22 protein-coding genes are annotated in these 26,826 nt (G+C 67.3%); 9 read left to right on the forward strand and 13 right to left on the reverse strand.

Annotated elements, in window-relative coordinates; translation table 11 throughout:
- Positions 1–140: 140 nt before the first annotated feature.
- The 3 genes from AAF184_12025 to AAF184_12035 form a co-directional block, all read right to left on the reverse strand.
- Positions 141–2,021, reverse strand: coding sequence for a gamma-glutamyltransferase (locus AAF184_12025; protein ID MEO0423060.1), 1,881 nt, complete (start codon positions 2,019–2,021; stop codon positions 141–143).
- A gap of 163 nt (positions 2,022–2,184) precedes the next feature.
- Positions 2,185–3,213, reverse strand: coding sequence for a putative sulfate exporter family transporter (locus AAF184_12030; protein MEO0423061.1), 1,029 nt, complete (start codon positions 3,211–3,213; stop codon positions 2,185–2,187).
- 83 nt (positions 3,214–3,296) lie between these two features.
- Positions 3,297–3,866 carry an adenylate kinase gene (locus AAF184_12035; protein MEO0423062.1) on the reverse strand — a complete coding sequence of 190 codons (570 nt, stop codon included), beginning with the start codon at positions 3,864–3,866 and terminating at the stop codon, positions 3,297–3,299.
- A 231-nt stretch (positions 3,867–4,097) separates the two neighbouring features.
- Between AAF184_12035 and AAF184_12040 the strand changes: the two genes are divergently transcribed.
- Positions 4,098–5,351 (forward strand): MFS transporter, encoded by a 1,254-nt coding sequence (locus AAF184_12040; GenBank protein ID MEO0423063.1) that lies wholly within the window; start codon positions 4,098–4,100, stop codon positions 5,349–5,351.
- Here AAF184_12040 and AAF184_12045 read toward each other — a convergent pair.
- From AAF184_12045 to AAF184_12055, 3 genes are read right to left on the reverse strand one after another with little or no spacing between them, the layout of a single operon-like run.
- The gene (locus AAF184_12045; GenBank protein MEO0423064.1) at positions 5,315–5,992 is read right to left on the reverse strand and encodes an SdpI family protein; all 678 of its coding nucleotides are present in this window, start codon (positions 5,990–5,992) and stop codon (positions 5,315–5,317) included. The two genes, AAF184_12040 and AAF184_12045, sit on opposite strands and share 37 nt — an antisense overlap.
- A complete protein-coding gene (locus AAF184_12050; protein MEO0423065.1) occupies positions 5,985–6,275 on the reverse strand; it encodes an autorepressor SdpR family transcription factor in 291 nt (96 codons plus the stop codon). Before AAF184_12050 ends, AAF184_12045 begins: the two co-directional genes overlap by 8 nt.
- A 56-nt stretch (positions 6,276–6,331) precedes the next feature.
- Entirely contained in the window at positions 6,332–9,022 is a 2,691-nt protein-coding gene (locus AAF184_12055; GenBank protein MEO0423066.1) for a M14 metallopeptidase family protein, read from the reverse strand.
- A gap of 289 nt (positions 9,023–9,311) precedes the next feature.
- On the opposite strand from AAF184_12055, the gene AAF184_12060 reads away from it, so the two are divergent.
- Positions 9,312–11,081, forward strand: a complete 1,770-nt coding sequence (locus tag AAF184_12060) for a hypothetical protein (GenBank protein MEO0423067.1) — start codon at positions 9,312–9,314, stop codon at positions 11,079–11,081.
- A gap of 160 nt (positions 11,082–11,241) precedes the next feature.
- Here the strand turns inward: AAF184_12060 and AAF184_12065 are convergent, their stop codons facing one another.
- Positions 11,242–12,387 (reverse strand): peptidoglycan-binding domain-containing protein, encoded by a 1,146-nt coding sequence (locus tag AAF184_12065; GenBank protein ID MEO0423068.1) that lies wholly within the window; start codon positions 12,385–12,387, stop codon positions 11,242–11,244.
- Between the two features lie 418 nt (positions 12,388–12,805).
- On the opposite strand from AAF184_12065, the gene AAF184_12070 reads away from it, so the two are divergent.
- The gene (locus AAF184_12070; protein MEO0423069.1) at positions 12,806–13,675 is read left to right on the forward strand and encodes a LysR family transcriptional regulator; all 870 of its coding nucleotides are present in this window, start codon (positions 12,806–12,808) and stop codon (positions 13,673–13,675) included.
- A 10-nt stretch (positions 13,676–13,685) separates the two neighbouring features.
- Here AAF184_12070 and AAF184_12075 read toward each other — a convergent pair whose 3' ends face one another.
- On the reverse strand, positions 13,686–14,198 hold the full coding sequence (locus AAF184_12075) for a hypothetical protein (protein ID MEO0423070.1): 513 nt from the start codon (positions 14,196–14,198) through the stop codon (positions 13,686–13,688).
- A gap of 298 nt (positions 14,199–14,496) precedes the next feature.
- Here AAF184_12075 and AAF184_12080 point away from each other — a divergent pair, with 298 nt between their 5' ends.
- From AAF184_12080 to AAF184_12100, 5 genes are read left to right on the forward strand one after another with little or no spacing between them, the layout of a single operon-like run.
- Positions 14,497–16,173, forward strand: coding sequence for a cbb3-type cytochrome c oxidase subunit I (locus AAF184_12080; GenBank protein ID MEO0423071.1), 1,677 nt, complete (start codon positions 14,497–14,499; stop codon positions 16,171–16,173).
- On the forward strand, positions 16,170–16,793 hold the full coding sequence (locus tag AAF184_12085; protein ID MEO0423072.1) for a cbb3-type cytochrome c oxidase subunit II: 624 nt from the start codon (positions 16,170–16,172) through the stop codon (positions 16,791–16,793). Before AAF184_12080 ends, AAF184_12085 begins: the two co-directional genes overlap by 4 nt.
- Entirely contained in the window at positions 16,786–17,469 is a 684-nt protein-coding gene (locus tag AAF184_12090; GenBank protein ID MEO0423073.1) for a c-type cytochrome, read from the forward strand. The genes AAF184_12085 and AAF184_12090 overlap by 8 nt, the downstream gene beginning before the upstream one ends.
- A gap of 12 nt (positions 17,470–17,481) precedes the next feature.
- Complete coding sequence (locus AAF184_12095; GenBank protein MEO0423074.1) at positions 17,482–19,707, forward strand: cation-translocating P-type ATPase; 2,226 nt, start codon at positions 17,482–17,484, stop codon at positions 19,705–19,707.
- A 33-nt stretch (positions 19,708–19,740) separates the two neighbouring features.
- On the forward strand, positions 19,741–21,000 hold the full coding sequence (locus AAF184_12100; protein MEO0423075.1) for a glycosyltransferase: 1,260 nt from the start codon (positions 19,741–19,743) through the stop codon (positions 20,998–21,000).
- A 6-nt stretch (positions 21,001–21,006) separates the two neighbouring features.
- Here the strand turns inward: AAF184_12100 and AAF184_12105 are convergent, their stop codons facing one another.
- The 5 genes from AAF184_12105 to AAF184_12125 form a co-directional block, all read right to left on the reverse strand.
- Complete coding sequence (locus AAF184_12105; GenBank protein MEO0423076.1) at positions 21,007–21,441, reverse strand: hypothetical protein; 435 nt, start codon at positions 21,439–21,441, stop codon at positions 21,007–21,009.
- Positions 21,442–21,491: 50 nt separating this feature from the next.
- Positions 21,492–22,667 (reverse strand): HDOD domain-containing protein, encoded by a 1,176-nt coding sequence (locus AAF184_12110; protein MEO0423077.1) that lies wholly within the window; start codon positions 22,665–22,667, stop codon positions 21,492–21,494.
- Positions 22,667–23,476 (reverse strand): ATP-binding protein, encoded by an 810-nt coding sequence (locus AAF184_12115; protein MEO0423078.1) that lies wholly within the window; start codon positions 23,474–23,476, stop codon positions 22,667–22,669. The genes AAF184_12110 and AAF184_12115 overlap by 1 nt, the downstream gene beginning before the upstream one ends.
- A complete protein-coding gene (locus AAF184_12120) occupies positions 23,476–24,669 on the reverse strand; it encodes a response regulator (GenBank protein MEO0423079.1) in 1,194 nt (397 codons plus the stop codon). Before AAF184_12120 ends, AAF184_12115 begins: the two co-directional genes overlap by 1 nt.
- Before the next feature lie 165 nt (positions 24,670–24,834).
- The gene (locus tag AAF184_12125; protein ID MEO0423080.1) at positions 24,835–26,154 is read right to left on the reverse strand and encodes an aminotransferase class V-fold PLP-dependent enzyme; all 1,320 of its coding nucleotides are present in this window, start codon (positions 26,152–26,154) and stop codon (positions 24,835–24,837) included.
- A gap of 162 nt (positions 26,155–26,316) precedes the next feature.
- Here AAF184_12125 and AAF184_12130 point away from each other — a divergent pair, with 162 nt between their 5' ends.
- Positions 26,317–26,811, forward strand: coding sequence for a GNAT family N-acetyltransferase (locus AAF184_12130; protein ID MEO0423081.1), 495 nt, complete (start codon positions 26,317–26,319; stop codon positions 26,809–26,811).
- The last annotated feature ends 15 nt before the right edge of the window (positions 26,812–26,826 follow it).

Genomic DNA, 26,826 nt, shown 5'->3' on the forward strand with positions numbered 1-26,826 from the left:
GCAGGTAGGCGAGACCGCAGGCGATCTGGTGCGCGACCCGCGACGCCAGTTCGTTGCTCGGCGGTCGAGCGAACCGGAACGTGCCTAGGAGCAAAAAGTACCTGCGAATTCTTCAACGAACTAACCGGACAGGACATTAGCTACCAGGCGATGCCATAGTCGTCACCGTAGTCGCTGGCGCCGCCCCAGAGCGTGCCGTGCTCCTCGTCGATCCAGATGGCGGTGATCGGACTGTAGGTGCGGTCTACCATCTCCACGTCGTAGCCCATCTTCCCGAGTTGCGTCCGCACCCACTCGGACACCTTCGGCGTCACCTGCAAGCGTCCGGGCTCCGCCTTGTGCGCGCCGAAGGAGCTCTGCATCTGGTAGCTGGTGATGTTGTGCGCCTCCGCCGCCTGCTGCACGTCCATGCCGAACTCGACGATGTTGAGGAAGAACTGCAGGAGATTCTGATCCTGCGTGTCACCGCCCTGCACGGAGAAGGCCATCATCGGCTTGCCGTCCTTCAGGGCGAGGCTCGGCGTGAGCGTCGCCCGCGGGCGCTGCCCGGGCTGGACCACGTTGTAGGGGTTCATCGAGTCGTCCAAGACGAAGGACTGCATGCGCTGGCTGAGGCCGATGCCCGTGTTGCCGGCGATGAAGGCCGGCACCCAGCCGCCGCTCGGCGTGATGGAGACCACCCAACCTTCTTCATCGGCGGCCTGGATCGAGGTGGTGCCGGCGAGGAAGTCGGCATCGGCATCGGCGGTGTCGTGCAGGAGGCGATCGGGGGTGCTCACCCGCGCTTGCTGGAAGCCATCCTCGCCGTCGCCCCGCGCCTCGGGCGGCACGTTGCGCCATTGCTCGAGCAGCTCGAGGAACGGGTTGCTCTCGCCTTGGAAGGGATAGGGATCGCCCGGGCGCACGGTGGCGTCGTTGCGCGACGGGTTGATCAGCTTGCGTCGCTCGGCCGCGTACTCCTTCGAGAGCAACCCGCGCACCGGCTCCGCCGGCGGCACGTAGGGATCGCCGTAGTAGAAGTCACGGTCGGCGTAGGCCAGGTTCATCGCCTGATAGAGGGTGTGGATATAGCGCGTGCTGTTGTAGCCCATGCCCTTGAGGTCGAGGGGCTCGAGGATGTTCAAGGCCTGCAGCATCACCGGCCCTTGCACCCAGGTGGTGAGCTTGTAGACGTCGATGCCCTTGTAGCTCGTGAACACGGGCTCTTCCAGATGCACCTGCCAGCGATCCAAATCCTCGAGGGTGAACAGGCCACCCGCCTCACGGGTTGCCCGCACCAGCTCCTGGGCGATGTCGCCCCGATAGAAGCGTTCGTAGGCAGCGTAGATCGCTTCCTTACGCGACTTGCCCGCGGCGAGAGCCGCCGCCTCGGTCTCCACCAACTGGCGCAGGGTGCGCGCCAGGTCCGGCTGGCGGAACATCTCGCCGGCCACGGGCGCGGCGCGCCGCTCGGGGTGCTCCGCGTCGTAGTGCGGCAGGAACACTGCCCGCGAGGTGGGCCAGCGGGCGATCACCTCACGGCGCCGCTCCATGTTGTTGGCCTGGGCCGCCTCGATGGGGTAGCCGTCGGCCATGTCGATCGCCGGCGCGAGCACGTCGGCCAGGCTCGACCGTCCGTACTCCGCCACCATCACCATCAGGGCGCCCGGCGTGCCGGGCGTCACGGCGGCGAGCGGACCGTACTCGGGCGGGTATTGCATGCCGCGCTCGCGGAAGTACTCGGGCGTCGCCCCGGTCGGCGCCACCCCCAGTCCGTTGACCCCCTTCACCTCCCCGGTCTTGGGGTTGTAGATCAGCGCCTGGGTCTCGCCGCCCCAGCCGAGGGTGTCCCACATGGTGGAGGTGGCCGCAAGCATGGCGCAGGCCGCGTCGACCGCGTTGCCACCGCCGGCGAATACCACGGCGCCGGCCGTCGCCGCCAAGGGCTTGCCGGTGACCGCCACCCAGTGCTTGCCGTGCAAAACGGGCTTGGCGGTGGCTTGCGCGCGCACGGCGTCGGGGGTGGCGACGAGACCGAGCAATGCTGTTGCTAGCGCGACAGGCAAAGCTCGCGTGAGAAGCGTCCGGGACGTTGGCATGAGAGTCATGGTGGGCTCCGCGGGGGTACGCCGAGGATGGTACCTGGGCGCAGTACGCGGTGGGTAACCCGCACCCTCGATTCGCCGCCTGCCGAGATGACCGCGCTCAGGCGCCGATGAGCAGCATCACGCCCACCAACACGAACACGGCGAGGAGCAAGGTCTGCGCTACCATCGCCAACAGGGGCCGCGCGCCCACGCCCGTGAACTGGGCCAGGGAGGTGCGCACGCCGAGCGCTGCCACGGCAATCACCAACGCCATCTGGGAGAGGCTGCCGAGCACGCTCACCAGGCCGGCCGGCAACAGACTGGCGCTGTTCACCAACATCAGCACCACGAAGCCCACCACGAACCACGGCAGCAGCGGCGGCCGCTTGCCTGGCGTCTTGGCCGCACTGGCGCGCATCACCATCGAGATCGCCAGCACCACCGGCATCAGGCAGGCGACGCGAAGGAGCTTCACCACCGCCGCCGTCTCACCGGCGACGTCCGAGATGATGTAGCCCGCGCCGATCACCTGCGCCACGTCGTGAATGGTGGCTCCCAGGAATACGCCGGCGGGTCGGTCCTCCAAGCCAAAGAGGCCGACCACGATGGGGTACAGGGTCATCGCGATCGTGCTCAAGGTGGTGACGCCCACCACAGTCACGGTGGTGTTGCGCTCCGATTGCTCGTCCTGCGGCAGCACGGAGGCGATCGCGAGTGCCGCCGACGCGCCGCAGATCGAGACGGCACCCGCGGACAACACCGCATGCGGTCGAGACAGACCTAAGGCTCGCGCGATGGCCATGCCGCCCAACAACCCGATCGCCACCCCCGCGAGCACGAGTAGCACCACGCCGAGGCCAAGGTCCTGAACTTCACCGAGGGTGAGACGAGCCCCCAACAGGACCACCGCGATTCGCAGCAGGCCACGCGACGCAAAGCCCACGCCCGGCGAGACGCCTGGATCGTCGGAGAGGTGGTTGAAGGCGATGCCCAGCAACAGGGCGAACAGCATCGCTGGGCCGCCGTAGTGTTCGGCCAGGTAGCTCGCGGCCAGTCCGATGACGACGGCCAGGGACAGCCCAGGGGCGAGTGCCCGCGTCGAGCTAAGCGATCGGTGGAGGAGAGCCTGGGGAGAGCGGGAGGTCATGGGCGCGCATGATAGCGAAGTGCCTTACGTGGCGCGCCCGTGAGGACTCACCGATGGCAGCCGCGCCAACGGTGACCATCGAATCAAAGACCCAGGGCGCCCATGATGCGCGCGGTGACCTCATCGAGTTCACCCACACCGTCGATCGTGTGCACGGCAAGCCCCACTTCACCGAAGTAAGCGACGCAAGGTGCGCTTTGATCGTGGTAGGTCTGAATTCGGTTGGCGATGACCTCGGGGTCCGCGTCGTCGGCGCGGCCCTGCTGCTCGGCGCGCGACTTCAGGCGCGCCTTGAGCTCGTCCTCGGGCACCTCGATCACGACGACGCCGGCGATGCTGCGGCCCCATTCCTCGCAGAGCGCACTCAGCACTTTGGCCTGGCCCACGTTGCGCGGGTAGCCGTCGAGCAGCACACCGCCTGAGGCATCCTCCTGGCCGAGGCGGTCACGCACCATCTGGTCGGTGATCTCGTCCGGCACCAAGGCGCCCTTGGCCATGATCTCCTTGACCTGCTGGCCGAGCGACGTGTCGCGCTTGAGATGGTCGCGAAACATGTCGCCGGTCGATACGTGCACGATCCCAAGGCGCTCCTTGATGCGCGCTGCCTGGGTGCCCTTGCCCGCTCCGGGCGGTCCGAAAATTATTAGATTCATCCCGCCATTAAACCACAACAGCCCCCAGCGACCGCCGCTCGTGGCATAAGCCGCCGGTGCGCCCAACCGGTCGAGCGAGCACGCCAGGCCACGCACCGGCTACCTAAACCCGCGGATCGGGTCGCAAAGTCGGTGCACCGTTCGTGACAGACCTGTCGCCCCCAACGAATACTCCAGGAAACACGGGCCGCTGGCGCACGGCTGACGGTCGACGACTCGCGAGTGGACGCCGTGGCGCTTGAACGTAACCTTGCCATCCTGTTTGTGATCCAGGCCGCCTTCACCGGCGGTGCGGTGATGCTCGGCATCGTCGGCGGCGTGGTTGGCAACGAACTCGCCCCCAACCCGCGCCTCGCCACCCTACCGATTTCCCTCGCCGTGCTGGGCACGGCGCTGGCCACCATTCCCACCAGTCTCGCGATGGGCCGCTTCGGCAGACGGGCCGGCATCGCCATGGGCTCAGGGGCTGCGATGGTGAGCGCGCTGCTCGCAGGCACGGCCGTCGGCATCGGCAGCTTCACGCTCTTCTGCGTTGGCGCCACGGGCCTCGGGGCCGCCCTTGCGTGCGGTCAGCAGCTTCGCTTCGCCGCGGCGGAAGCTGTGCGTTGCGAACGAGCGGGACAGGCGATCGCCTGGTTGCTGCTCGGCGCTATGGTGGGCGCGGTCATCGGCGGCTCGCTGATCTCGAGGATCACGGCGATGGGCATCGAGCACCCGGTTCGCCTCGCCTTCTACGCGTTGGCCGGCGGACACGTGTTGGTGTTGGCGCTCACCGCGGCCCTGCGCCCCTTCCTGCGCGAGAGCGCCGGCGCGAGCGCTGCGCAGGCGCAAGCGCCGCGGGCGCTGCTGACGATCGCGCGGCAGCCAGCCTTTCTCCTGGCCGTGGGCGCCGCCGTCGTCGCCCAGGGCAGCATGGCCCTGCTGATGACTGCGACGCCCGTCGCCATGCACGTGGTCGACGGTCACGCCCTGCACGCCACGGCGGCGGTGATCCAGGCCCACGTCGTTGCCATGTACGCCCCATCCTTGGGCTCGGCGCTGCTGATCGGTCGCCTGGGAGCACCGCGCATGATGTGGTTCGGAGCGGCGACGATGCTCGCGTGCATCGCCATCGGCATCAGCGGCCGTGCCGTCATGCACTACGGCGTCTCCCTGGTGATGCTCGGGATCGGCTGGAACTTCCTCTTCGTCGGCGCCACCACCGCCTTGATCAGCACCTACCGCCCAAACGAACGATTCAAAGCCCAGGCCGCCAACGACTTCAGCGTCTTCGCGGCCGCCGCGCTGGCGAGCTTGCTCGCGGGCGCCACCGTTCTCAGCCTCGGCTGGGAGAAGGTGTTGCTGCTGGCGGCCGCGCCGCTGCTGCTGATCCTGCTATTGCTCGTCTGGGACGCACACCGCAGCCGTAGCGCACGTGCTCTCGCCGCCGACGCCTGCGGCCCGCGACGCTACTCGCGGGCCGGATCGGTTCGCCAGACCACGTAGGAGTAGGCGACCAGCGCCAGGCTGGCGATCATCAGCACGCCAACGCTCGCCAACATCAGGGTCTGGGGCCACGGCAGCACGGCTCCCACCACCATCACCAACCCGATGAGAACGAAGACGCGTCCTGCCCAGCGGTGCGTCTTGCGCCAGGACAACTCCGAGGAGAGCGTCCAGGGTGTGCGCACGCCGATGAAGTAGTTGCTGCGCGTCTTGCCCATGTAGTTGCCGGTCACCACCAACAGGGCACCGACGATCGGCGGAATGACGCGCGCGATGTCCACCGTTGCCCCGAGGGCGGCGGCGGTGGTCAGGGCGTGGATGACCAACATCGAAAGCCCGGTGGCTAACATCACCATCAGGTACGGCAACCGGCTCTGGGCGAGGTGGCGCCGACGCGGCTCCATGGCCGGGAGCAGGGCGAACACGACAACCATGGCGAGCCAGATCAGCGGCATCAACGCGAAGGCCTCGAAGCGCGACCCGTAGCGATTCACCTCCCCGCTGGAGCTCCAGTGCACGGGCAGCTCGGCGCCCGCCTCGGTGCTGAACCACCCGTAGGCTGCCACGGCCGCCATCAGGGCGAAGACCACAAGGCCAAAGGCGAAGGCGCGATTGCGCAGTTGCGATAGGGCGTCACTCATCATCTGTCTCCTGCGGGTCTCGCCGATCGATGGACAGGCGGCTCATGAACTCCAGCAATGCCTCCTCGAGCACGGAGACGTTCAGCTGGTACACGATGCTCGTGCCGCGCCGATCGCCGTGGATCAGCTCCGCCTCGCGCAACACGGAGAAGTGGCGCGACAGGGTGGCCTTGGCCAGCGGAAACTCCGCCGCCAATTCGCCCGCGGACATGTCCCGATCTCGGAGCAACTCCAGGATCCGGCGGCGCGTCGGGTCGGCTAGCGCACGAAACACCTGACTCATTTTCGTAATTTAGCTAAATAACGAATCAGTGTCCAGGCAGGGGCGCCCACCACCGCTCAGCGAATCCGGCGGGCGTGCGCCGGTCCACGCAGAACTGCGTTCAGGAACAACAGGTTGGCCCCATCCAAGGTGGCTCGGAAATTCGGATCACTGGCGAAGGCGATGACCATCCCCCTGCCCTGTTCTGCCACAGCGACGGCCGGCTTCCAGGCCCATTGGGCGCGATTCTCCGCCCAAAGATGACCGCCCACGCCCAAGCTTGCCGCCGGCGCGAAGCGCATGGCATTGACGCCCTCATCCAAGGCGAGGGGGCGGTACACGTCCCTGCCCTCCACCAGGAAGTTCACACCCTTCTGCTCATCCACCCCCACGGTGAGCCAGTGGTTCGGGTCGGGCACGGCCCTTAGCAACACGCCGGGCAGGGGATCGGGTGTCGGCGCCTCGCGCTGGAGCGCGGCGGCGTAGTCTTCGGCACTCTCGATGAGCGAGCCGTCCACCGTCGCGCCCTCCTCCCGCTCACCCTCGCTAACCGCCGCCAAACGTTCTCGTTGGGTGGCGAGGAGCCCGACGTCCGGATCGGTCAGAAAGCGCAGAGCTTCGCCGAGGCCGACCAGGACGCCTCCCGCGTCGACCCATTCGCGTAGGACCGCCACGCCACGCTCGCCGAGCACATCCGCGTAGTCGCCGCCCTCCGGTAGGATCAACACATCGAAGCGCGACAGTCCTGGGCGACGCAGATCGGCGGTACGCACCGGCACCACGGGATAGTCGAACTGGCGCTCGAGGACGAAGCGGGTGCTGCCCGCCGAGTAGGAGGCCGTGGGCTCGTCCCAGGCCAGCGCTACGCGCGGGGCGACCATCGGCACGACATCGGCGCTGCCGAAGGACGGACCCTCCTCGGTCCAACTGGTGTCGCTGGCGACGACTTCCGCCCCCGTCGCGCGCGCGAGCGTGCGTACCTCACGAAGCAGATCCTCGGCTGTGTGCTGCGAATTGTCGGCAAGGCGGAGTATCAGACTTCCGGCGGGCCACCTCCTGTCGCCGATGGTGAACGCCTCATCCGCCCCGCGCACGGTGAGTCCCTGACGCAGGGCACCCGCCAGGAACTTGCCCGCCGCCCGCGTGCCCCAGGGCACGAGCCAGGCGACCGTGGTCGCCTCCGGCGGGGCAAATCCTGGATCGAAGGGGCCCGCGTACGTGCCCTCGGCCAAGGCGGGTAAGCGATCGCAGGTCACCACCGGCACCCCGTACATGGCGGGTAGGGACCAGCCGAGCACGTCGTACAGTTCGGCGTACTCGCCGCGGGCCCGGCGCGCTTCCTGACGAGCGAGAAATGCGGCATCGATTGGGCTTTCAGGCTCCAGGAACGTACGCACCATGCGCCCCGCGGGCTGGCGACCCGGCACCACGAAGGAGCCTGCCGGCAGGTCCGTATCGCACACCTGCTGCGCCTCGCCCGTCCGCCGCACCCGTACACCGTGCGCCACCAATTTGTCAGCCAGCTTTCCGACCGCCCCTACGTCACCTGTCAGCGGCACTAGGTAAGCGAGAGCACCACCGTGCTCGCCGGCGAGAGCAGACCGGCGATAGCGATAGAAGTTGCGAAGGAACTCGGCGCGGTGGGCCGCAGCGGTCTCCACCGTGGCGAGGCTGCCGACGAAGTGGCGCTGCAAACCATCGGCGTAGGTCACCAGTGAGCCGTCGCGACGGCGCCCGACGAGTCCGCGAGCCGACGCCATCTCGAAGGTCATCCCGACACTGCCTTGAAAGGCCGGCCAGGTGTCTCCGTAGCCCGGGTAGTAGGAGTCGTATACATCGCGCGTGAAGTACGCGAAACCATGGCGATCGAAGGCGCTGGCGATACCGCGTCCGTAGGTCGCGAGCATGTCACGCTGGGTTTGGGTGATGTGCGGGTTGTAGGGTTGTGCGGGCGGTGGAAAGTAGAAGGTGCTGTCCGTGCCCATCTCGTGCGCGTCCACGTGCACCACGGGAAAGTACTCCAGGAAGCTCGCAACACGGCCGCGAACTTCCGGTTGGGTCAGGGGTAGCCAATCGCGGTTCATGTCGAAGTAGTAGTGATTGGTACGCCCGCCAGGCCAGGGCTCGCGGCGCTCGGCAGCGATGCCGTCGCCGGCCGGCTCCAGGCCTCGGGTCTGCGCGTAGTGCTGCACGAAGCGGGCGCGACCGTCCGGGTTCTGTGAGGGATCGATCGCGACCACCGTTTCCTGCAGCACCTGCGACAGCGTTGGGTCGTCGCGTCCGGCCAACAGGTGATAGGCCAACGCGAGGCCGGCATCGGTGCCTGAGATCTCGTTGCCGTGCACGCCGTAGGCCAACCACACCACTGCAGGGAGACGTTCGATCAGCGCCTCGGCCGCCGCCTGATCCAAGGAGCGCGGATAGGCCAGGCGTTGCATATCGGCCTTGATGGCCTCGATCTCGCGGATTCTCTCGGGCGCTCCCACCAGCAGGTAGACCAGCGGGCGGCCCTCCCAGGTGCGGGCGTACTCCACCAGTTTCGTGCGCTCCGGGGCCGCCTCGGCCAGGGCCTGGACATAACGCACCGCATCCGCGGGCGCGGTGATCTCGCTGCCCACCGCGTGCCCCACCACCGCGTCCAGCGTTGGAATGCGCGGATCGTACGCCGTGTTGGTCCAGTCCGCCGGGGTGGCCTGTGCAGCACCCAGTGCCCACCAGACCAGACCCACCAGCCCAACGACGCAGACACGTCTTCTCCCTGCCCTCATGCCTTTTTCCCCCTAGGAACGGTGCAGCGCATCACGCTGTGCTGATCGCATCATAGCAGCGGGATGGCATCGATCAGGTCGCTATGCTGCATCGCGGCAATCGCGATCACCTAATCCGGTATTTCGCCGCTCTTCGAGGCGATTCCAAACCGCCCCCATGCATGCGGCGTGACAAAGTCACCTGCTGTGGTATTTTCCAGACACCCGCGGCCACACGAAGTGGTCCCGGGAAAACAAAAAAACTCTCGCAATCCGCACAAGTAGAGAACCTACGGAGAGGTAATACCGAATGAGTGATCTAGCAGCCCGTGCAGGCTACCTGTCGCTGGTCGCCTTGGGCGGCTGGTGGGCCGTGTCCGCGAATTCCCCGGACGTGAGCCAGCAGCAGCAGCCTGAAGCCGAGCGACTGTCGGTGCCGATGAGCGCACCTGTCGAAGTCGTTAAGCGTATGAAGGAACGTTCTGGTCCGATCCGCGTATCCGGCGATCACGCCGCCTACGTCGGTACCCGCGCGTACCCGATTCAGATGACGTCCGTGAAGCCCCGCGCCGCCACCGCCAAGAGCGGTGCGGTCAAGGTGGCCGGTGGTGCCCGCATCGAGTCCCCGCTCAGCGACTCGCAGCTGAGCGCCGCCATCACCCGTGCCGAGCAGTCGGCTAACCGCGTGCCCGCGAACCGCCAGCAGAGCCGTCGCCGTGGCCCGATCATCCTCAACAGCTTCGAGGCCATCGGCGCCGAAGACTGCTGTGTGGATCCCGTGCCCTTCGGCGCCACCGTGCCGCCCGATCCGGACATCACCGCTGGCCCCGACCACGTGATCGTGGTCGTGAACGTGACCTTCGCCATCTACGACAAGGCCGGCAACGAACTGCAGCCGCCGACCGCCTTCAGCGAGTTCTTCGCTGGCGTGGATCCTGCCTGTGAGCCCGGCGGTCCCTTCGATCCTGACGTCGTGTACGACGAGTCCACCGGCCAGTACATCCTGGGCGTGGACGGCGCCGGCACGGACTACTGCATCGCCGCCACCACCGACGGTGATCCCCTCGGCACCTGGAACCGCTTCGCCTTCCCCGCTGACATCGACGGTGAGTTCTTCGACTTCCCGCACATGGGTGTCGGCACGGACGCCATCTACGTGGGCTCCAACCAGTTCACCGCCAGCTTCGTCGGCGGCCGTATCTTCGCGGTCAACAAGGACGACCTGCTGAACGGCGATCCGATCCGCGTGGTTCAGCGCCTGGTGCCGGACTTCAACAGCACGCCGCAGCCGGCGCAGCTGCGTGGCGCCAACGACGGCACCTTCCCGACCGAAGGTCCGAACTACTTCATGACGGAAGTGTTCGACGGCCCGACCCACAGCGTGTGGGCCTGGGACGCTCCCTTCGGTGCTGACGTGCTGACCAAGCTCGGCGACGTGGACCTGGCCACCGCCTCCAAGCTCGCTTGTGCCGATGGCTCCTGCTTCCCCGTGTCCGTGCCGCAGGCCGGCTCCGACGTCCTGCTGGCCGGCAACGACTGGCGTGGTCAGGAGACTGAGTTCCGCAACGGCAAGCTGTGGACCACGCAGACCGTGTCCTGCGATCCCGGCACCGGTGTGGTCAACTGCGCCCGTTGGGCTCAGATCGATCCCGCTGAGGTCACCGTGGGCGCGAGCACCGACGGCGTCATCCGCGCTGGCGTGCTGACCGCCCGCGACGGCGTGCATCGCTTCTTCCCGAGCCTCGCCGTGGACCGCTGCGAGAACATGGCTATCGGCTACACCAAGAGCAGCGACTCCATGTTCCCGTCCGTGGCCGCTTCCGGTCGTCTGGCCGTCGATCCGATGAACCGCCTGCGCGCGGACTCGGACATCGTGGCCGGTACGGAGGCCTACCGTTCCTTCCAGGATCCTGGCGCTCCCAACCGCTGGGGTGACTACACCGGCATGGCGACCGACCCGGACGGTCGTCGCTTCTGGTACGTCGGTCAGTACGCGGCGGAGAGTGACAACGTCAACGCCAACTGGAAGACCTTCGTGGCCGAGCTGACCTTCGGCTGCCGCTTGCCGCTGCCCAACTAAGGGTCGCGCTAAGCTGGGGCACCCCTGCTCGGGTGCCTCACACCAAAGGGCGATGCCATTGCGGCATCGCCCTTTTTCGTGGCGCTGAGCCCATACGAAAAAGGGCTGCACCCCCTGGGGAGTGCAGCCCTTGGCGACAGCAGATGTCGCGTGCCGGAACTTAGAAGTTCAGGCTGAGGTCCTCAACCACTTCCATCGCGATGTAGTTGGTACCCGTCGGCAGTCCGTTGGACCGGGCGTAGCTGTTAGCTGCGGACAGGGTCTGGGGACCGATGATGCCGTCGATCGGACCGTTGTAGCGACCGGCGTCCTGAAGTGCGCGCTGCAGGGATGCAACGTTCGGCTGGGTCAGGTTGACGGCACACACCACCTGGCGCCACTCGAGGTTCTCCTCGTTCGTCTTCACGCGGCGGGTCACGGTGTCGTACTGGGCGGGGATCGGGATGCGACGCTCGGAAGCCGAGTCGACCAGCTGGGTCACGGTCACGGTGTCGTACTCGGCAGGGATGGTGACCTCGCGAGTGGTGGCTGCGCTCACGAGCACCCGCTTCTCGATGGTGCGGTACTCAGCCGGGATCACGACCTCACGGGTGGTGGCGGGCTGGTCGACCACGCGACGGGTGACCGTCTCGTACTTGGCCGGCACTTCCACCAGACACATGATCTCACCGGTGTCGGTGGTGGCACTATCGACGACGTTAGTCGCGAAGCTGGACGCGGGACCGCGCTTCCACTCGGTACGCGCCGGCGAAATCAGCACCTGCTCGGTGACCGTGCGGTAGGTGGCGGGCACTTCTTCGATGCGGGTGGACTCACCCTTGACCAGCACACGCTCGGTGACGGTCTCGTAGACAGCCGGCACCACTTCCAGGCGGGTGGAGGCTTCCTTCACGAGCACCGTCTCCTGCACCGTCTCGTAACGGGCGGGGATGATCTCGACGCGCTCGGACTCCTCGCTCACCAGGACGGTCTCGGTCTCGGTGGTGTAGCTCGCGGGGATCAGCACGCGGGCGTAGCACTCGCCCGGCACGGGGTTCGGCGGAAACAGCGGGTCGACGGACAGCATGGCGGTCATCGCGTTGCTATCGCTGCCGCTGTCGCGAGCGGCACTCTCGGCAGCCTCGAGCTCGCGCTCACGCTGCATCAGCTCGCTCTCGAGCGAGGAGATACGGTCACGCTGGCTGTCGATGAGTTCCTGGCTGCCGTTCGACGCGCTGTCGACCATGGCCGTGTCTTCGGTGGTGGCGCAGCCGGTGGCGAGCAGTGCCATGCCGACGACGGTACCTGCGGTGAAAGTTCTAGTCATTTTCATTCTCTCTCTTGGCTCCCTAGAGGTAGGTAGTCGTCGGCCCCTACCGACGCTGGGGCGCATTCTAGGCAGCCGATCACGAATGGGAAGATCTCGGAACATAGGTTCACAATCACGTTTTTTTTCATCTTTTTCTGCCAACGCTTGCGCTCGATGGTGAACTTAAAAGTAGCGCGCAATCAATTACTTGGTCCCAAACCGAGAACTGCCGAGATGGCCGAAGCCAGCCGCCAGCGTTGTGTCTTTTCGTGTGTTTTCGGGTCCGCAGGCCAGGCGCGAGGCAACGGTGCGCACCGATCGGGTCGGCCAGGGGTAGGCCGCCCGCCCGAGGGCGCTCTGAAGGGTGCCCCGACGGAGGCATCTCGTTACTATGGAATAGAAGCGATCTGACGAACCCTTTGAGAAAACGCAATCAATGGCGCAGCTCAACTACAAGCACCTTCGCTACTTCTGGGCCATCGCCCACGCTGGCAGCCTGGCCGCTGCGGCGGAGCGCCTGAGCGTGTCCCAATCCGCCCTGTCCACCCAGTTGCGCCAGCTCGAAGTGCGCCTCGGCCACGCCTTGTTCGATCGCCGCCATCGGCGGCTGGAGCTCACCGAGGCCGGTCGCATCGCCCTGGAGTTCGCCGACAGCATCTTCAAGGCCGGCGACGAGCTGCTGCGCACCCTCGAGGGATCCCATCTGGACGAACGCCAACAGCTCAGAGTTGGCGCCGTGGCTACTCTGTCGCGTAACTTCCAGATTCAACTCCTGGCGCCCGTGCTGCGCGACGCCAGCGTGGACCTGACCTTGCGCACGGGCAGCCTACGCGAGCTGCTCGCCTCCCTGGATAGCCACAACCTGGACGTGGTGCTGTCCAATCTGCCCGTGCCGCGCGAGGCGCACTCGCTCACGCGCAGCCAACGGATCGCTGAACAGGGCGTCAGCCTCGTGTCGAGCCAGCCGGCCCCCGATGGTTTTCGTTTCCCCGACGACCTGGACGGCACCCGCGTGCTGCTGCCGAGTTGGCAGAACAACGTACGCGCAGGCTTCGATTTACTGTTGGAGCAAGCGGGCGTGCACGTCGATGTGGTGGCAGAGGTGGACGATATGCCCATGCTGCGCTTGCTGGCGCGCGAGGGATTGGGGATTGCTCTGGTGCCGCCCGTGGTGGTGTTCGATGAGCTGGCGCAGGGCGTCCTCCACGAGCTCTGTCAGGTGCCCGGGCTGAACGAGTCCTTTTACGCCATCACCCGCGGACGACGCTTCCCGAACCCACTGGTGGACCAACTGCTCACGGCCTAGGGCGCCAGTCCTAGCTGAAGGCTTGCAGCCGCGCGCAGGCGGAGCTGACCAGGAAACGTGAGTACGCGCGATGCAGGGGAATGCTCCAGCGCCATCCGTCGATGGTGCCCGCCGCCTCGCCCTCCTCCGCGCGCGCCTTCGGCACCAGCGCGGAGCCGAAGTACAAGCGCACCCCGTGCGCCTCGGGTTGCGTCCGCCACCAGGTGCGGGTGCGCGCCGAGCGATCCCGCAGCAGCAGCTCCTGGGGCGTGCGATGTTCGACGGTCCACACGGCGAAGCTCTCGGCATCACCGGCGACCAGCGCCGCCACCGCCCCATCGCTGCTGTCGGCACGGGCCAGCGTACGCAAGACGGCGCGCTCCAGGCGGAACACGCGCGAACCGAGAAAGGCCTCCAGCCATCGACTGTGGGCTACGCCACTGGTACAGGACACGCTGAAGCAGTCCACGTAGCAGTCGGGCCGCTGATACACCTCGAGCAGCGCTCCACTCGGCAGCGGTGTGGACTCGATCGAGGAAAACAAGGCAGCGCTCCGTCACTGATCAAAGGCGTTGGGTCCGCACGCCCCGCCCACTATCGCCGAGAACCCCCGGCGCAGCAACGCGCTGGCGGACGAGCGGACCGGCGGTGAAATCCGACGCCTTGCGCACCCGGCCCAGCCCCCGAGGATGCGTCAACTTTTCGACGCTATGCGGGATACCAACGCCTCACCCGGCGCGATTCCAGCAATCTTCGTCACTTTGAATCCGTTGCAGCCCTTGCGCGAAAGGAGCGTAGTAGCATCGCCCCATGATTCCCCACGACCGAGTTGAGCGTACGCCATGAGCACCGCCATCGCCTTCCTGCTCGCTGCCACCTTCGTGATCTCTGTGGGCGGTCTCGCGCTCCTGATCTGGGCCCTCGCCAACGACCAACTCACCATCGGACCGAAGGCGGCACGCACGATCTTCGTGCCCGGTGAGATCGGTCGTATCGAAGACCCCGCATCGGTGGACTCCGTGCGCGCCCAGATGCAGGCCGAGCGAGGCACCCTCGACGACGATGAACACGCCAATGAGCGGGAGGATGAGCTGGAGGCGAGAGGCCTCGCCGACACCACCTCGCGCACGCCGGTGGTCTGGTGGCTTGGCTCATCGCTGCTGTGGCTGCTGGTCGGCTCCCTGCTGGGCGTGATCGCCTCGATCAAGTTGCACGTGCCGGAATGGCTGGTGGAAGAGGCTGTGCTCACCTTCGGGCGGGTACGGCCGGCCCACCTGAACCTCGTGTCCTTCGGCTGGTCCTCCATGGCGGGCGTCGGCGTCGGCCTGTGGCTGATCCCGCGATTGTTCAAGGTGCGCCTTGCGGGCGGTTCCTACGCGACCGTCGGCGCGATGATCTGGAACGCCGGCCTCACCATCGGCGTGGTCGCGCTCCTGTCCGGCGGCTCCGACGGCATGGAGTGGCTGGAGCTCCCCTGGCAGGCCGACATCGCCCTGGTGATCGGCGGCGCCCTGGCCGCGGTGCCCCTGATCGCCTCGCTGCTCAAGCGCCGCGTTCAACACCTGTACGTCAGCGCCTGGTACCTGCTCGGCGCCCTGATCTGGTTCCCCATGTTGTTCGTGACCGCCAACCTTCCGAATCTGTTCGGTGGCGTCGAGCAATCCATGCTGAACTGGTGGTACGCCCACAACGTGCTTGGCCTGTGGCTCTCGCCCCTGGGGCTTGCCGCCGCGTACTACTTCATCCCGAAGATCATCGGGCGACCGATCTACTCCTACAGCCTGTCCCTGATCGGCTTCTGGGCGCTGGCCCTGTTCTACTCCCAGGTGGGGTTGCATCACCTGATCGGAGGCCCCGTGCCCACCTGGGCCGTGACCATCTCGATCGTGCACAGCGTGATGATGGCGATCCCCGTGCTGGCGGTGGCGGTCAATCACCACATGACGGTCATCAAGCACTGGCGGTTGCTCTTCTACTCCCCCACCCTGCGCTTCGTGACCCTGGGCGCCATGATGTACACCCTGTCCTCCATCCAGGGGTCTATCGAAGCGCTGCGCGCGGTGAACACGGTCACCCACTTCACCCACTATACGGTGGCCCACGCCCACCTCGGTGCCTACGGCTTCTTCTCTTTCGTGATGTTCGGCAGCATCTACTTCATCCTGCCGCGTATCACCGGCCGCGAGTGGCCCTACCCAAAGGCCATCATCGCCCACTTCTGGTTGGTGACGATCGGCTTTGCCATCTACTTCGTGCCGCTGTCGATCGGCGGCTGGCTCCAGGGGCTCGCCATGCTCGATGCCACCCGCCCCTTCATGGAATCGGTGGAGGTGACCAAGCCCTACCTGTTGGCACGCTCAGTAGGTGGGTCGCTCATGACCCTGGGCCATCTGATCTTCGTTACCCATGCCCTCGCCGTGCTCCTGCGCAGCGGACCGGCGCGCGGTGATGCGGCCATGTTCCGCGACCGCAGTCGCGCGCGCAGCCTGGCCGACGCGCAGGCAGGAGTGAGCCCATGACCCGCGCCTTAGGTATTCTGGCGGCGGCCGCCATGATCCTGTTGTTCGCCGCATTGATGATCGTGGTCATGCCTGCGATGCAACTGCAGGCCTCGGCCCGCGCCCCCGAGGGATTGGAGCCCTACTCGGAGGCCGCCGCACGCGGCCGCGCCACCTACATCAGCCTCGGCTGCGTGTACTGCCACAGTCAGCAGCCGCGCGACCCGTCCATCGCGCCTGACCAGCAGCGCGGCTGGGGCCGAGCCGCCGTGCCCGGCGACTACGCCTACGACTCCCCGCACCTGCTCGGCACGATGCGCACGGGCCCGGACCTGCTCAACATCGGCGCCCGCCAGCCGAGCATCGACTGGCACCTGACGCACCTGTACAACCCACGCGCGGTGATGCCCTGGAGCATCATGCCGTCCTACCCCTTCCTCTTCGACAGCACCCAACTGCCGAGCGAGCAAGACGTGCAGGTGAAGTTGCCACCGGAGTACGCGCCCGAGGACGGCAGCGTGGTCATCGCCTCGCCCGACGCTCTCGACCTCGTGCAGTACATGCTCGAACTCGACCGCACCTACCCGGTGGACGAGATCCCGGTGATCGAAACCGACGGGGGAACACCGAGCGATGAGTGATCCCAAGGACCAGGCTGCCGACGTCGAACCCGCGACGAGCGCGGGCGATGAGCAATTCGAGCGCGTTCAGCGACGCGAACGTCGCGAGCCCGAGGAACTGCAAAACCCCGTGCCCCGGCCCCTCGCCGCCCTCGCCATCGGACTGATCGTGTGGGGCGCCTGGTACTACTTCCAGAACACCGGGTATCCGGTGGCGGCGGGCGATCGGCGCACGGCGATCGTCATCGACACCTCTGCGGCCATCGACGGCAGCGCCGTGTACGCCGCGAATTGCGTGGCCTGCCACCAGGCCAACGGCGGCGGGCTGGCTGGCGTCTTTCCACCCCTGGCGTCCTCGGAATGGGTGCTGGGTGATGATGCTCGTCTGGTGCAGATTCTCCTGCACGGTATCGTGGGCAGCATCGAGGTGCAGGGCCAGACCTACGCCGGCGCAATGCCCGCCTTCGGCCAACTGGCAGACGGTGAGATCGCCGCCGTCCTCACCCACGTGCGCGCCACCTGGGGCAACGACGCCTCGCCCATCACCCCGCAACAGGTGGCGGAAGGTCGCCAGCGCTTCCCCGACCGGGCAGCGCCATGGAATGGCGGCGATGAGCTGAACGCTGTGTTCCCGCCGAGCAGCAGCCGACATCAGGGCCCGCCACCGGCCGCCCGGGTGGCCCAGACGACGCCGTGAGCGGAGCCGCGGATGACCTCCCCTAAGGCATTCGCTGACCAAGGCGACAAACCGCAGACGCGTACGGACGTGCTGCTGATCGACGGCATGTTCTGCGCCGCCTGCGCGGCCAGTGTGGAGGCGGCGATCAGGCGCCATCCCGGCGTCGATGAGGTCAACGTCAACTTCGCCGCGGAGGCGGCGGTGATCGAACGCGCGGCGGGTCGAGCCGGCGGCGACCTACCCGCGCTCATCGAGCGCATCGCGAGTCTCGGCTACCGTGCTCGCTCGAGCGCGCTCGCAGAGGGAGGCGAACGCTCCCGCGAGCACGATCCGATCGCCCGAGATCTGAGCCTGCGCCTCATCATCGCCGTGTTCTTCGGCATGTGGGTGATGCTGCCATCGGTGGGCCTCTACCTGGACGCGGGTGCCGGCCAACCGGTCACCCAGTGGCGCCTGGCGCTGGCCGCGGGCGTGCTGTGCCTGCCCGTCGTGCTGTGGAGCGGGCTGCCGTTCTACCGCATGGCCTGGCGCACCCTGCGCGCCGGAACGCCTGGCATCGATGCACTCGTCACCATCGGCACGGTCGGTGCGCTCCTGCTCTCGGTGATCTCCTTGAGCCGGGGCAGCGCTGCCGTGTACTTCGAGGTCGCCGTGGCACTGATCGCCCTGCAACTGCTCGCCCGCCTGATCGACCTTCGGGTACGACGGCGGGCACGGGAGGCCATCAGCGCCCTGGTCGCCCTCACCCCGACGCGCTTGCGACGCTTGCGCAACGGTGAAGAGCGCGACGTGGCGCTGAAGGAGATCAAGATCGGTGATCGCCTGCGGGTCCTTGCCGGGGAACGGCTGGCGGTGGACGGGGTGGTGCACGAGGGTCTCGCCAGCGTCGACCGCAGCCTCCTCAGCGGCGAGAGCGAAGCCGTGACGGTGCAAGCGGGCGCGGCGCTGCACGCCGGCGAGCGACTGGTCGACGGCGCCGTCACGTTAGAGGTCATGGCCGGCGCTGGGCGACGGCGCCTGGACGCCCTCGCCAAGCAGGTGCGCCAGATGTTGGCGAGCAAAGCGCCCTGGCAGCGCGCCGTCGACCGCCTGGCGCGCTACTTCTTGTGGCTATCATTGGCGCTGGGTGCCGTCGCAGGCGTCGCCGTGTTCGCCGTAGGGGGCGAGCCTCAAGCGGCAGCCCTACGCGCCTTGGCCGTGTTCGTCATCGCCTGCCCGTGCGCGCTCTCCCTGGCCGCACCGCTCGCGGGGCTATGCGCCAGCCAGGCCGCATCGCGCCAGGGCATCATCCTGCGTGACCTCAACGCCATCACCTCCGCCGCGACCCCCACCCACGTCTTTCTCGACAAGACGGGTACGCTCACGCGGGGGATGCCGAGCGTTCGTGCCCTGCATCCCCGGAAATCCGTGGATGGGGACGAGCTGCTGCGTCGCGCCGGCGAGGCGGAACGCCTCTCGACCCATCCCCTGGCCCAGGGGATCGTCGAAGCCGCTCGCACGCGGGGACTCCTAGGGCCGACCCCAAGTGCTGGCGCTCGGGTGTCCGTGGTGCCCGGCAAGGGCCTGCGCTATCGCAGCGACGATGGCCAGGAGACTTGCCTCGGATCGACCACATGGTTCGAGCAGCTCGGGCTGGTGACGGCCGACATCGCGCCGCCGTTGGCGGGCCCCGCCACCCGCGTCTGGGTTGCCCATGGCGGCCAGGTGCTGGGCGCCATCGATCTTATCGATGACCTGCGGGGCGGCGTCGACGAGGCCTTGGTCGCCCTGCGCGAGGAGGGCGTCCAACTCGGCATCCTCAGCGGCGATAGCGCCGAGCCCGTCGCCTATTTGGCGCAGACACTGGGCATCGACGGCCGATTCGGCCTGAGCCCGGAAGCGAAGGTGGAGGCGATCGAGGCCGTCCGCGCTCAGCACCCGGGCGCGGTCGTCGCGTTCGTCGGCGATGGGCTGAACGACAGCCCGGCCCTGGCCGCCGCCGATCTCGGCGTGGCCGTCGGCGAGGCCACCGATGCGGCGCGCGCAGCCGCGGCCGTCACCCTCACCGACGGGGGTGTGGAACGCATGCCGGGGCTGCTGCGCCTCGTACGCCGCTTGCGCGCCGTGGTCCGTCGCAACCTCGCCTGGGCGATCGCCTACAATGTCTTGGCCCTGCCGGCAGCCGCTGCCGGTTGGGTGCACCCAGCGGTGGCCGCGAGCGCCATGGCGCTGTCGTCCATCTCCATCATCGCGAGTGCTGCCAGCGCCGGTCGTTGACTGGCGGGGCAGGCCGCTCACAAGGCGAGCAGGATGCAAATCGCCATTCTCACCATCGGCTCACGCGGCGACGTGCAACCCTACCTTGCCCTCGCCTGCCACCTGAGCGACCGCGGGCACGAGGTCACCCTCGCCGCACCGGCGAACTTCCGCGACTGGATCGAAGGCCACCGCATCCGCTGCGTACCCTACGACATCGACATGGAGGGCTTTCTCCAGCGCGCCGACGTCAAGGCCTTGATGGCGGGGCAATGGTGGCGTATCCCGAAGATGGTGCGCGAAGTGGCCCTGCCCATGGTGCGCTCCACGCTGGAAGGCACGTGGGAAGCCGCCGCGGACGCCGACGTCATCCTCTACCATCCGAAGGCCTTAGGTGCCGAGGATGTCGCTGAGCGCACGGGGGCTCACGCGCTGCTCGCCGCGCCCCTGCCCTTCGTGCGCACGGGTGAGTTCCCGATCATCACCAGCGCCGGCAACTATGGCGCCTTCCTCAACCGTCTAAGCTGGTCCATCTTTCGCATCTCGCGCCTGCCCTATGCGGGAACGCTCAACCGCTGGCGGAAGGAAGTGCTGGGCCTTGGCCCTGGGCCGCGCTTGCTCCCCCCAGGGCACGATACGACGGGACGCCCCCTGCCGCGCCTGACGGCGGTCTCTTCGTCCGTGGTGCCGTTCCCGCACGACTGGAACCCTCAACTCGATCACCTCACCGGCTACTGGTGGCTGGACGATGCGCCAGACTGGTCCCCGCCCGCCGAGCTCCAGCGTTTTCTGGAGGCGGGCACCGAGCCGCCGATCTACATCGGCTTCGGCTCGATGACGGCGCGCGACCCGCAACGCCTGGCGCGCACGGTGGTCGATGCCGTTCGTACGGCGAACCTAAGGGCGGTCATCGCCACGGGCTGGGGCGCCCTGCGTCAGGTCGAGGCGGATCGCGAGCGGATCTTGGTGATCGACGGCGCCCCCCACGCCGCGCTGTTCCCCCTCATGGCGGGAGTGGTGCATCACGGCGGTGCTGGCACCACCGCCGCCGGCCTGCGCGCCGCCCGTCCCACGCTGATCTGCCCCTTCGCCGTGGATCAACCCTTCTGGGGCAAGCGAACGGCGACCCTCGGCGTGGGTCCACCACCCCTGCCCGCAGCGCGCCTCGAAGCCGCCAAGCTCGCCTCGAGCCTACGCGAACTGGTCGAGCAGACGTCCTACGCGCACCGCGCACGCGAGATCGCCGATCGCCTGGCCCTGGAGGACGGCTGCGCGAACGCCGCAGCACTGATCGAACAACTCGCCGGCGCCTAGGGGGCCTCACGCCGCGAGCCAGAGATGGGACAGGTGCATCGCCACCCCGATCAGCGCCGTCGCGAGCCCGAGGGAGCCGAGGCTGGTGCCACGCCCCAAGGAGACGCCCGACTGGCGCACCAACCGGAACAAGGCAAAGAGCAGCAGCACCAGGAGGGTCAACACGGCGAGGGTGATGTTGGCGGCCACACCCAGGCGTGCATCGAAGGCGCTCAAGCCGCCGGCGACCGCGATCCATACCACGGCGTACAGCCCGATCCAGATCGTCAGGCGGTAACTCTCGCGCTGTCGCTCCGTGCCGCCCAGGGGTTGTGGCATGGTCGTGTCGACCACGCGGCGCCAGGTGTCGGGGAGCCGTGGCAGGTACAGGTCGAGGGCGATCAAGGCGAGGCCAAGGCCCTCCACCCCAGCGCTCAGCCATCCTAAGAATCCGATATCCATCCGCCGATGATAGCGGTTGGGCGAGCGCCCGCGGGGGCGATGCCGCTCTGCTAAGGGCCGTGCACCATCGCACTGGCCTCACGGCAGATGCCAGCAAAGTGATCTGCCGCCAAACCCGACAGCGTCGCCCATTCACCCAAGGCGTCCGCGGGGATGTCGTCCACGGGGACGCACGCGAGCAAGGCGGCCAGGGCGACGATCCACCCAGGCGACCACGGCGCGGGTTCGCTGGGCGGCTGGTGGTGGTGCTGGACGGCTTGCACGAGGGTCTCCGGCAACCCCCACAGGTCGAGCACATAGGCGCCGGCCCCGGCATGGTCGATGCCGAAGTGGCTGCGCTCGGCCTCCAGCAGTGCGGCGCCCTGCAGTGTCGTCAGGCCCTCGTAGGCGTTGCCGTCGATGCTGAGCAGCGCAAGGCGTCCGATGTCGTGCACAAACGCCGCCAGCCGCAGCTCGCCGCGCGTGGACTCGTCGAGTTCGAGATGCCGGCTGAGGCGATCGGTCAACGCCGCCACCACGTGACCTTCCCGCCACAGATGTTCCACCGAGTCCGCATCCACTCGACCGGTGAACGCCTGAAACAGCGCGTGCGAAGTGGCCAGGTCATGCAGCGTGTCCAGCCCGAGAAGGACCACCGCTTGCTTGATGGCGGTGACTTCCTCGCGCACGCCGAAATACGGCGAGTTGATCAGCTGCAGCAGCTTGGCGCTCATCGCCGCATCATCTGCGAGAATCTCTGCGACGAGCGTGAGGTTAGGTTCATCCTCACGCAGCTCGTCCATCAACTCGCGATGGGTGCGAGGCAACGCGGGCAGGTTCCGCAGGCGGGTGAGCTGCTCGCGCGCGCGCTCGTCAGCACTTAGCGAACGCCGTCGTTGGGCGCGCTCCAGGGCGAGCGCCAACTGCTCGCCCGCTACCTGCTTCGCCAGGCACTGGTGAGCGATCACGACGGCGGCCAAGTCCTCGCTCTCGGCGGGAGATTCGGTCAACGCCACCCGTGCACTCACCGGCGATCGCTCCGCTACCTCATGCAGCCATTCGCTTCCCATCAGACGCACATCACAGATGACCACGTCGAAGGGTTGCGCGCGATCCTGTTCGAGAAGGTGTTGCTGCGCTTGCTCGGCGGACCCCGCGTGGACCCAGGTCCACTCGCTCGGGTGCTCGCTCAAGGCTCGATCCAGGGCGCCGTACTCGTCCTCGGCCACGGCCAGCAGCGCGTGCACTAGCCGCTCGCCGCCGCGCCAACGGGCAGGAGGGGCAGATGCAGGGAGAAGCGCGCGCCGCCGGTCGGGGCGTCTTCCAGGCGTACTTCGCCGCCATGCCCCTGCTCCACGATCTGCCGCACCAACGCGAGGCCCTGCCCGGTGCCCACGCCCACGGACTTCGTGGTGAAGAACGGCTCGAACACCTTGGCGCGAAGTTCCGGCACTACGCCGGGTCCGTTGTCCTCCACCGCGAGCACGGCCGTATCGCCCTGGCGCTGGGCAAGCACCCGGATCCGACCCGTGACGTGGCCCGCCTCGCGCACCGCCTGCACGGCGTTGACGATGAAGTTGACCAGGCACTGGGTGATCGACTGGGAGTCGCACATCAGCTCTAAGCCTTCGTCCACCTCGTCGAGGACCTCGGCCGCGTGCTTCCACTGGCCACGGGTCATGGTCAGGGCATCCCCGATCAGAGTGGCCGCGGGCACCGAGCGGAAGCCCTCCTGCCCCGGGTGGGACAAGTTGCGCATCGCGCTGACGATGCGCGCGATACGACCGATTCCGTCGATCGCATCCATGCAGGCACCGCGCAGATCGACCGCCAGCGCCTCGAGGTCGGCTTGGGAGACTCCCTGGCCGCCGTCGTTTTCCACGGTGGCGCTGAGCAGTTCATGGATGCCTTCCGCCAGGAAGCGTAGGTTGTCCTCTACGTACTGGGTGGGCGTGTTGATCTCATGCACGATGCCCGTGGCTAGGGCACCGATCGCCTCCAACTTGGCTCGCTCCTGCGATTTGCGGCCTCCCTCGCTGGAGGTGTCCTGGGACATCAGGGGGTGGCCTGCGCCGGTATCGCATGGGGCTCGTACACCCAGACGTTTCGCTCGATCTGCTCGTGCTGGGCGAAGGACTTCAAGCGCTCGATGGACCGCTCCGTCAGTACTTTGCCGCGCCCCATCAGGACCGTCCCCGCAGGCGTGGTCACGGGCATGCTGAGTACCATTTCCTCGCACAGTTCGTGGACCGGTACGGGAACACCTTCCTTGCCCTTGTGATCCACGGCGGGGTTGTTCAACGCCAAGTGCTCGGCCAAGGCCAGCAAGAGCGCGGGATCGAACCACGCCTTGTTAGCGGTCAGGGCCTCGTAAGCCTGCTGTTCCGTGAAGCCGCGCTGACACTGGGCATCGAAGGCGAGCACGACGCGCAGGAGACGTCCGACGAAGGGAATCTGGTCGCCCATGAGCGAATCCTCGGGCAGCCCGCCGCCGTCGTAGTTCTTCTTCTGATAGCGCACACCTTCGGAGAGCACGCCAAGTCGCGGCACAGCATCGGCGATCTTTGCGCTGAGCTCGGCGAACTGCGCGCTCTGCTGAGCATCTCCGCCGGAGTCCTCACCCGCTACGCCGACCAGCGCCAGCGGCGCCAACACCGCGCTGGACCATCCGACGGGGCGCTCGAGCTGAACGAGCAAGCTGTCGATCAGCCCTTCGATGACCGATACCCGATCCAGCATGCCGGGGGCGATCAGTTCCAGTAGCTCACAGCACACGGCGGCAGCACCATCCCCTGAGCAATCGAGGACCTCTCGCTCCGCCCGGCGCACCTGGAACTTCTTCACCCCCTCGACCACCGCCTCGGCGAAGGCCCGAGCACCACACGGTTTCACCAGGTAGCGAAACACCCCGCCGCGGTTGATCGCTTCGCTGGCCGTGCGCATGTCGATGTTGCCGGTGAGCATGATGCGTACCGTGTCGGGGCTGATCTTCTCGATCTGCTCCAGGAGCTCGAGCCCGTCCATGCCGGGCATGCGCATGTCGCTGACGACGACGGCGTAGGGGCCCTTCTCGCGCACCATCTCGAGCGCTTCCTGCCCCGAACTGGCCAGATCGAGGGGCAACACCTTACGCAGGGCGCGAGCATAACCCTGGCCCACTCGCGGCTCATCGTCGACGCACAACACCTTCTCTTGGAGCATCCCAAGCCCTCGCTGCGACAGGGGGAACGACGCGTAGAGGTGGAGCATTCCACGCTCGCCTGCTCGACGCTCCAGGGCCGCATCACAGAACACCGACTTGGCACCGGCAGGGCACAGCGCTCAGCGATGCCCTGTGACACGGGCCACATGACGCCTGTCCAGACAAACGGTTCGCGTCGGACGAGACGGGCCGGGCGAAGGAACCGGCTTAGGCTAGGCGCGCAGGCGCCGCAGCACGTCGACGAGCTTGCTCATCTCCGCCGGTTGTGTGAATACCTGAGGTGTGACCCGGACACAGGCGCCACCCTGCAGCCCCACCCGGATCACCGTGAACACACCCGCCTCCTCCAGGGCACCTTGCAGCGCTCGGGCCTCCTCCACGGTGGATCGACCGCGAAGGCGTAGGGACCCGATCCCGCTCCAGGACGCCTCGTCGAGACCTCCGAGCACCTCGATGTGCGCCATCGCCTGCGCCGGCTCGGTCCACAGGCCTCGCAGATAGCGCAGGCGGGCCTCCTTGTAGGCGCCGCCGACCGCACGGTGCCAGTCCAAGGCGGCGGGGATGGTCATGACGGAGGCAAAGCTCGAGGTGCCGGTGTGCACGCGTGAGGCAACAAGGTCCGCCTCGTGCGCCTCGCCGGGATAGGGTGCCACACGGTCAAGGGTGCCCGCCCGCATGTAGAGTGCACCGAGGCCAAGGGGGGCACCGATCCATTTGTGTAGGTTGAACCCAGCCCAGTCGATGCCGAGCTGGCCCACGCGGTAGTCCACGAGTCCCCAGGACTGGGCAGCGTCACACACCACATCCACGCCCCGCTCCCGCGCCAGCGCAGCGATGGCCGCGATCGGCAACACCAAACCATGTTGATTGCTCGCATGGGTCGCCAACATCAGGCGCACATCGGGATTGGCGTCCAGGGCATCGCGGTAGCGCGCCAGGATCTGCGCGCCGTCGGCCCTCGAGGGGAGCTCCACCTGCACCAATCGCAAGCCCCGGGTGTCGGCCAGGTCGCGCAGCAGGCGCTTGAAGGGCGGGTAATCGATATCCGCGTGGAGGATCGCCAGCTCCGGGCCGGTGAGGTGTCGGTGCTGGCGAATCAGATTGTGAATCGCCTCCGTCGCGTTGCGCGTGAGGGCGATCTCGTGGGTCTGCGCCCCCAGGGTGGCCGCCACCTGCGCGACCGCCTCCTGATGATCATCGGCGTAGTGGCGTCGCGCGTACCAGGCGCCGTCGACATCGACGCGCCGCAGATTGGCCAGGTACCGCTCGCGCACAGGTCGCGCCATACGTCCCCAATAGCCATGTTCGAGATTGGTGATGCCATCGGTCCGGTCGTAGGCCTGTGCCACCTCCGCCCAGTAAGCCTCATCGCTTGCCACGCGCTGCGGATCGGCGCGACCGCCCCCCGCTTCGGCTTCCCCGGTTGCCCACGCCAGCGACGGGCTGAGTTGCACACCAGCAGCTCCCCCCAGGGCGCTCAGCACCAGGCGTCGCTTCATCCGGTCGACCCGTTCTGCAGCCACTTCCTCCACGATCGAATCCCCTTCGGTCGACTCCGTCAGCTCACGTTACCGCGCCGCTGGCGCAACCGGTACCCTCCCCGACCACCCTCGGGTGATGCCCGCTGGCGCCGGCGGCGCGCCCAGACGCATACTCTCGCCAGCGTTGTCATCATCTGTGACCAGGTAGGCACCATGTTTCGCATTCGTAGCTATCGCGAGGAAGATCTCGCTGCCTTACACCGAATCAACGAGCAAAGTACACCGGGAGTGGGGGAAGAGACCGAGGCGACGCTCGGCCGTTTCTTCGCCATCGCGCAGAACAGCTTCGTGGCCGAAGACGACGGCGGTCAGCCGGTTGGCTTTATGATCCTGATGCAGCCGGGCACGATGGCCTATCCGAGCGCGAACCTGCGCTGGTTCGAAGCGCACACCGAAGATCTCGTCTACGTGGATCGCGTGGCCGTCGACGCCAGCACCCGCGGCGCCGGCCTCGGCGCGCAGCTCTACCATGCCGCCTTCGCAGCCAGCGCGGCCCGCTACCGGTCGATCGGCTGCGAAGTGAACCGCGAGCCCCCCAACCCAGGTTCCTTACGCTTTCATCGGCGGCTCGGCTTCGAGGAGGTGGGCAGCCAGGTGTTCGAGGCGGGCAAGAAGGAAGTGATCTACCTGCAGCGTGCCCTGCCCTAGCGACGCCAGGGCGGG

This window comes from Pseudomonadota bacterium, assembly GCA_039815145.1.
Classification (GTDB): Bacteria; Pseudomonadota; Gammaproteobacteria; order Steroidobacterales; family JBCBZW01; genus JBCBZW01.

Bases quoted from the DNA above. Each gene is read 5' to 3' on its own strand.
- AAF184_12130 (MEO0423081.1), top strand. From the start codon at position 26,317: ATGTTTCGCATTCGTAGCTATCGCGAGGAAGATCTCGCTGCCTTACAC.
- AAF184_12060 (MEO0423067.1), top strand. From the start codon at position 9,312: ATGAGTGATCTAGCAGCCCGTGCAGGCTACCTGTCGCTGGTCGCCTTG.
- AAF184_12105 (MEO0423076.1), bottom strand. From the start codon at position 21,441: ATGGATATCGGATTCTTAGGATGGCTGAGCGCTGGGGTGGAGGGCCTT.
- AAF184_12100 (MEO0423075.1), top strand. From the start codon at position 19,741: ATGCAAATCGCCATTCTCACCATCGGCTCACGCGGCGACGTGCAACCC.
- AAF184_12095 (MEO0423074.1), top strand. From the start codon at position 17,482: ATGACCTCCCCTAAGGCATTCGCTGACCAAGGCGACAAACCGCAGACG.
- AAF184_12115 (MEO0423078.1), bottom strand. From the start codon at position 23,476: ATGTCCCAGGACACCTCCAGCGAGGGAGGCCGCAAATCGCAGGAGCGA.
- AAF184_12045 (MEO0423064.1), bottom strand. From the start codon at position 5,992: ATGAGTGACGCCCTATCGCAACTGCGCAATCGCGCCTTCGCCTTTGGC.
- AAF184_12055 (MEO0423066.1), bottom strand. From the start codon at position 9,022: ATGAGGGCAGGGAGAAGACGTGTCTGCGTCGTTGGGCTGGTGGGTCTG.
- AAF184_12080 (MEO0423071.1), top strand. From the start codon at position 14,497: ATGAGCACCGCCATCGCCTTCCTGCTCGCTGCCACCTTCGTGATCTCT.
- AAF184_12090 (MEO0423073.1), top strand. From the start codon at position 16,786: ATGAGTGATCCCAAGGACCAGGCTGCCGACGTCGAACCCGCGACGAGC.
- AAF184_12070 (MEO0423069.1), top strand. From the start codon at position 12,806: ATGGCGCAGCTCAACTACAAGCACCTTCGCTACTTCTGGGCCATCGCC.
- AAF184_12065 (MEO0423068.1), bottom strand. From the start codon at position 12,387: ATGACTAGAACTTTCACCGCAGGTACCGTCGTCGGCATGGCACTGCTC.
- AAF184_12035 (MEO0423062.1), bottom strand. From the start codon at position 3,866: ATGAATCTAATAATTTTCGGACCGCCCGGAGCGGGCAAGGGCACCCAG.
- AAF184_12085 (MEO0423072.1), top strand. From the start codon at position 16,170: ATGACCCGCGCCTTAGGTATTCTGGCGGCGGCCGCCATGATCCTGTTG.
- AAF184_12120 (MEO0423079.1), bottom strand. From the start codon at position 24,669: ATGCTCCACCTCTACGCGTCGTTCCCCCTGTCGCAGCGAGGGCTTGGG.
- AAF184_12050 (MEO0423065.1), bottom strand. From the start codon at position 6,275: ATGAGTCAGGTGTTTCGTGCGCTAGCCGACCCGACGCGCCGCCGGATC.
- AAF184_12030 (MEO0423061.1), bottom strand. From the start codon at position 3,213: ATGACCTCCCGCTCTCCCCAGGCTCTCCTCCACCGATCGCTTAGCTCG.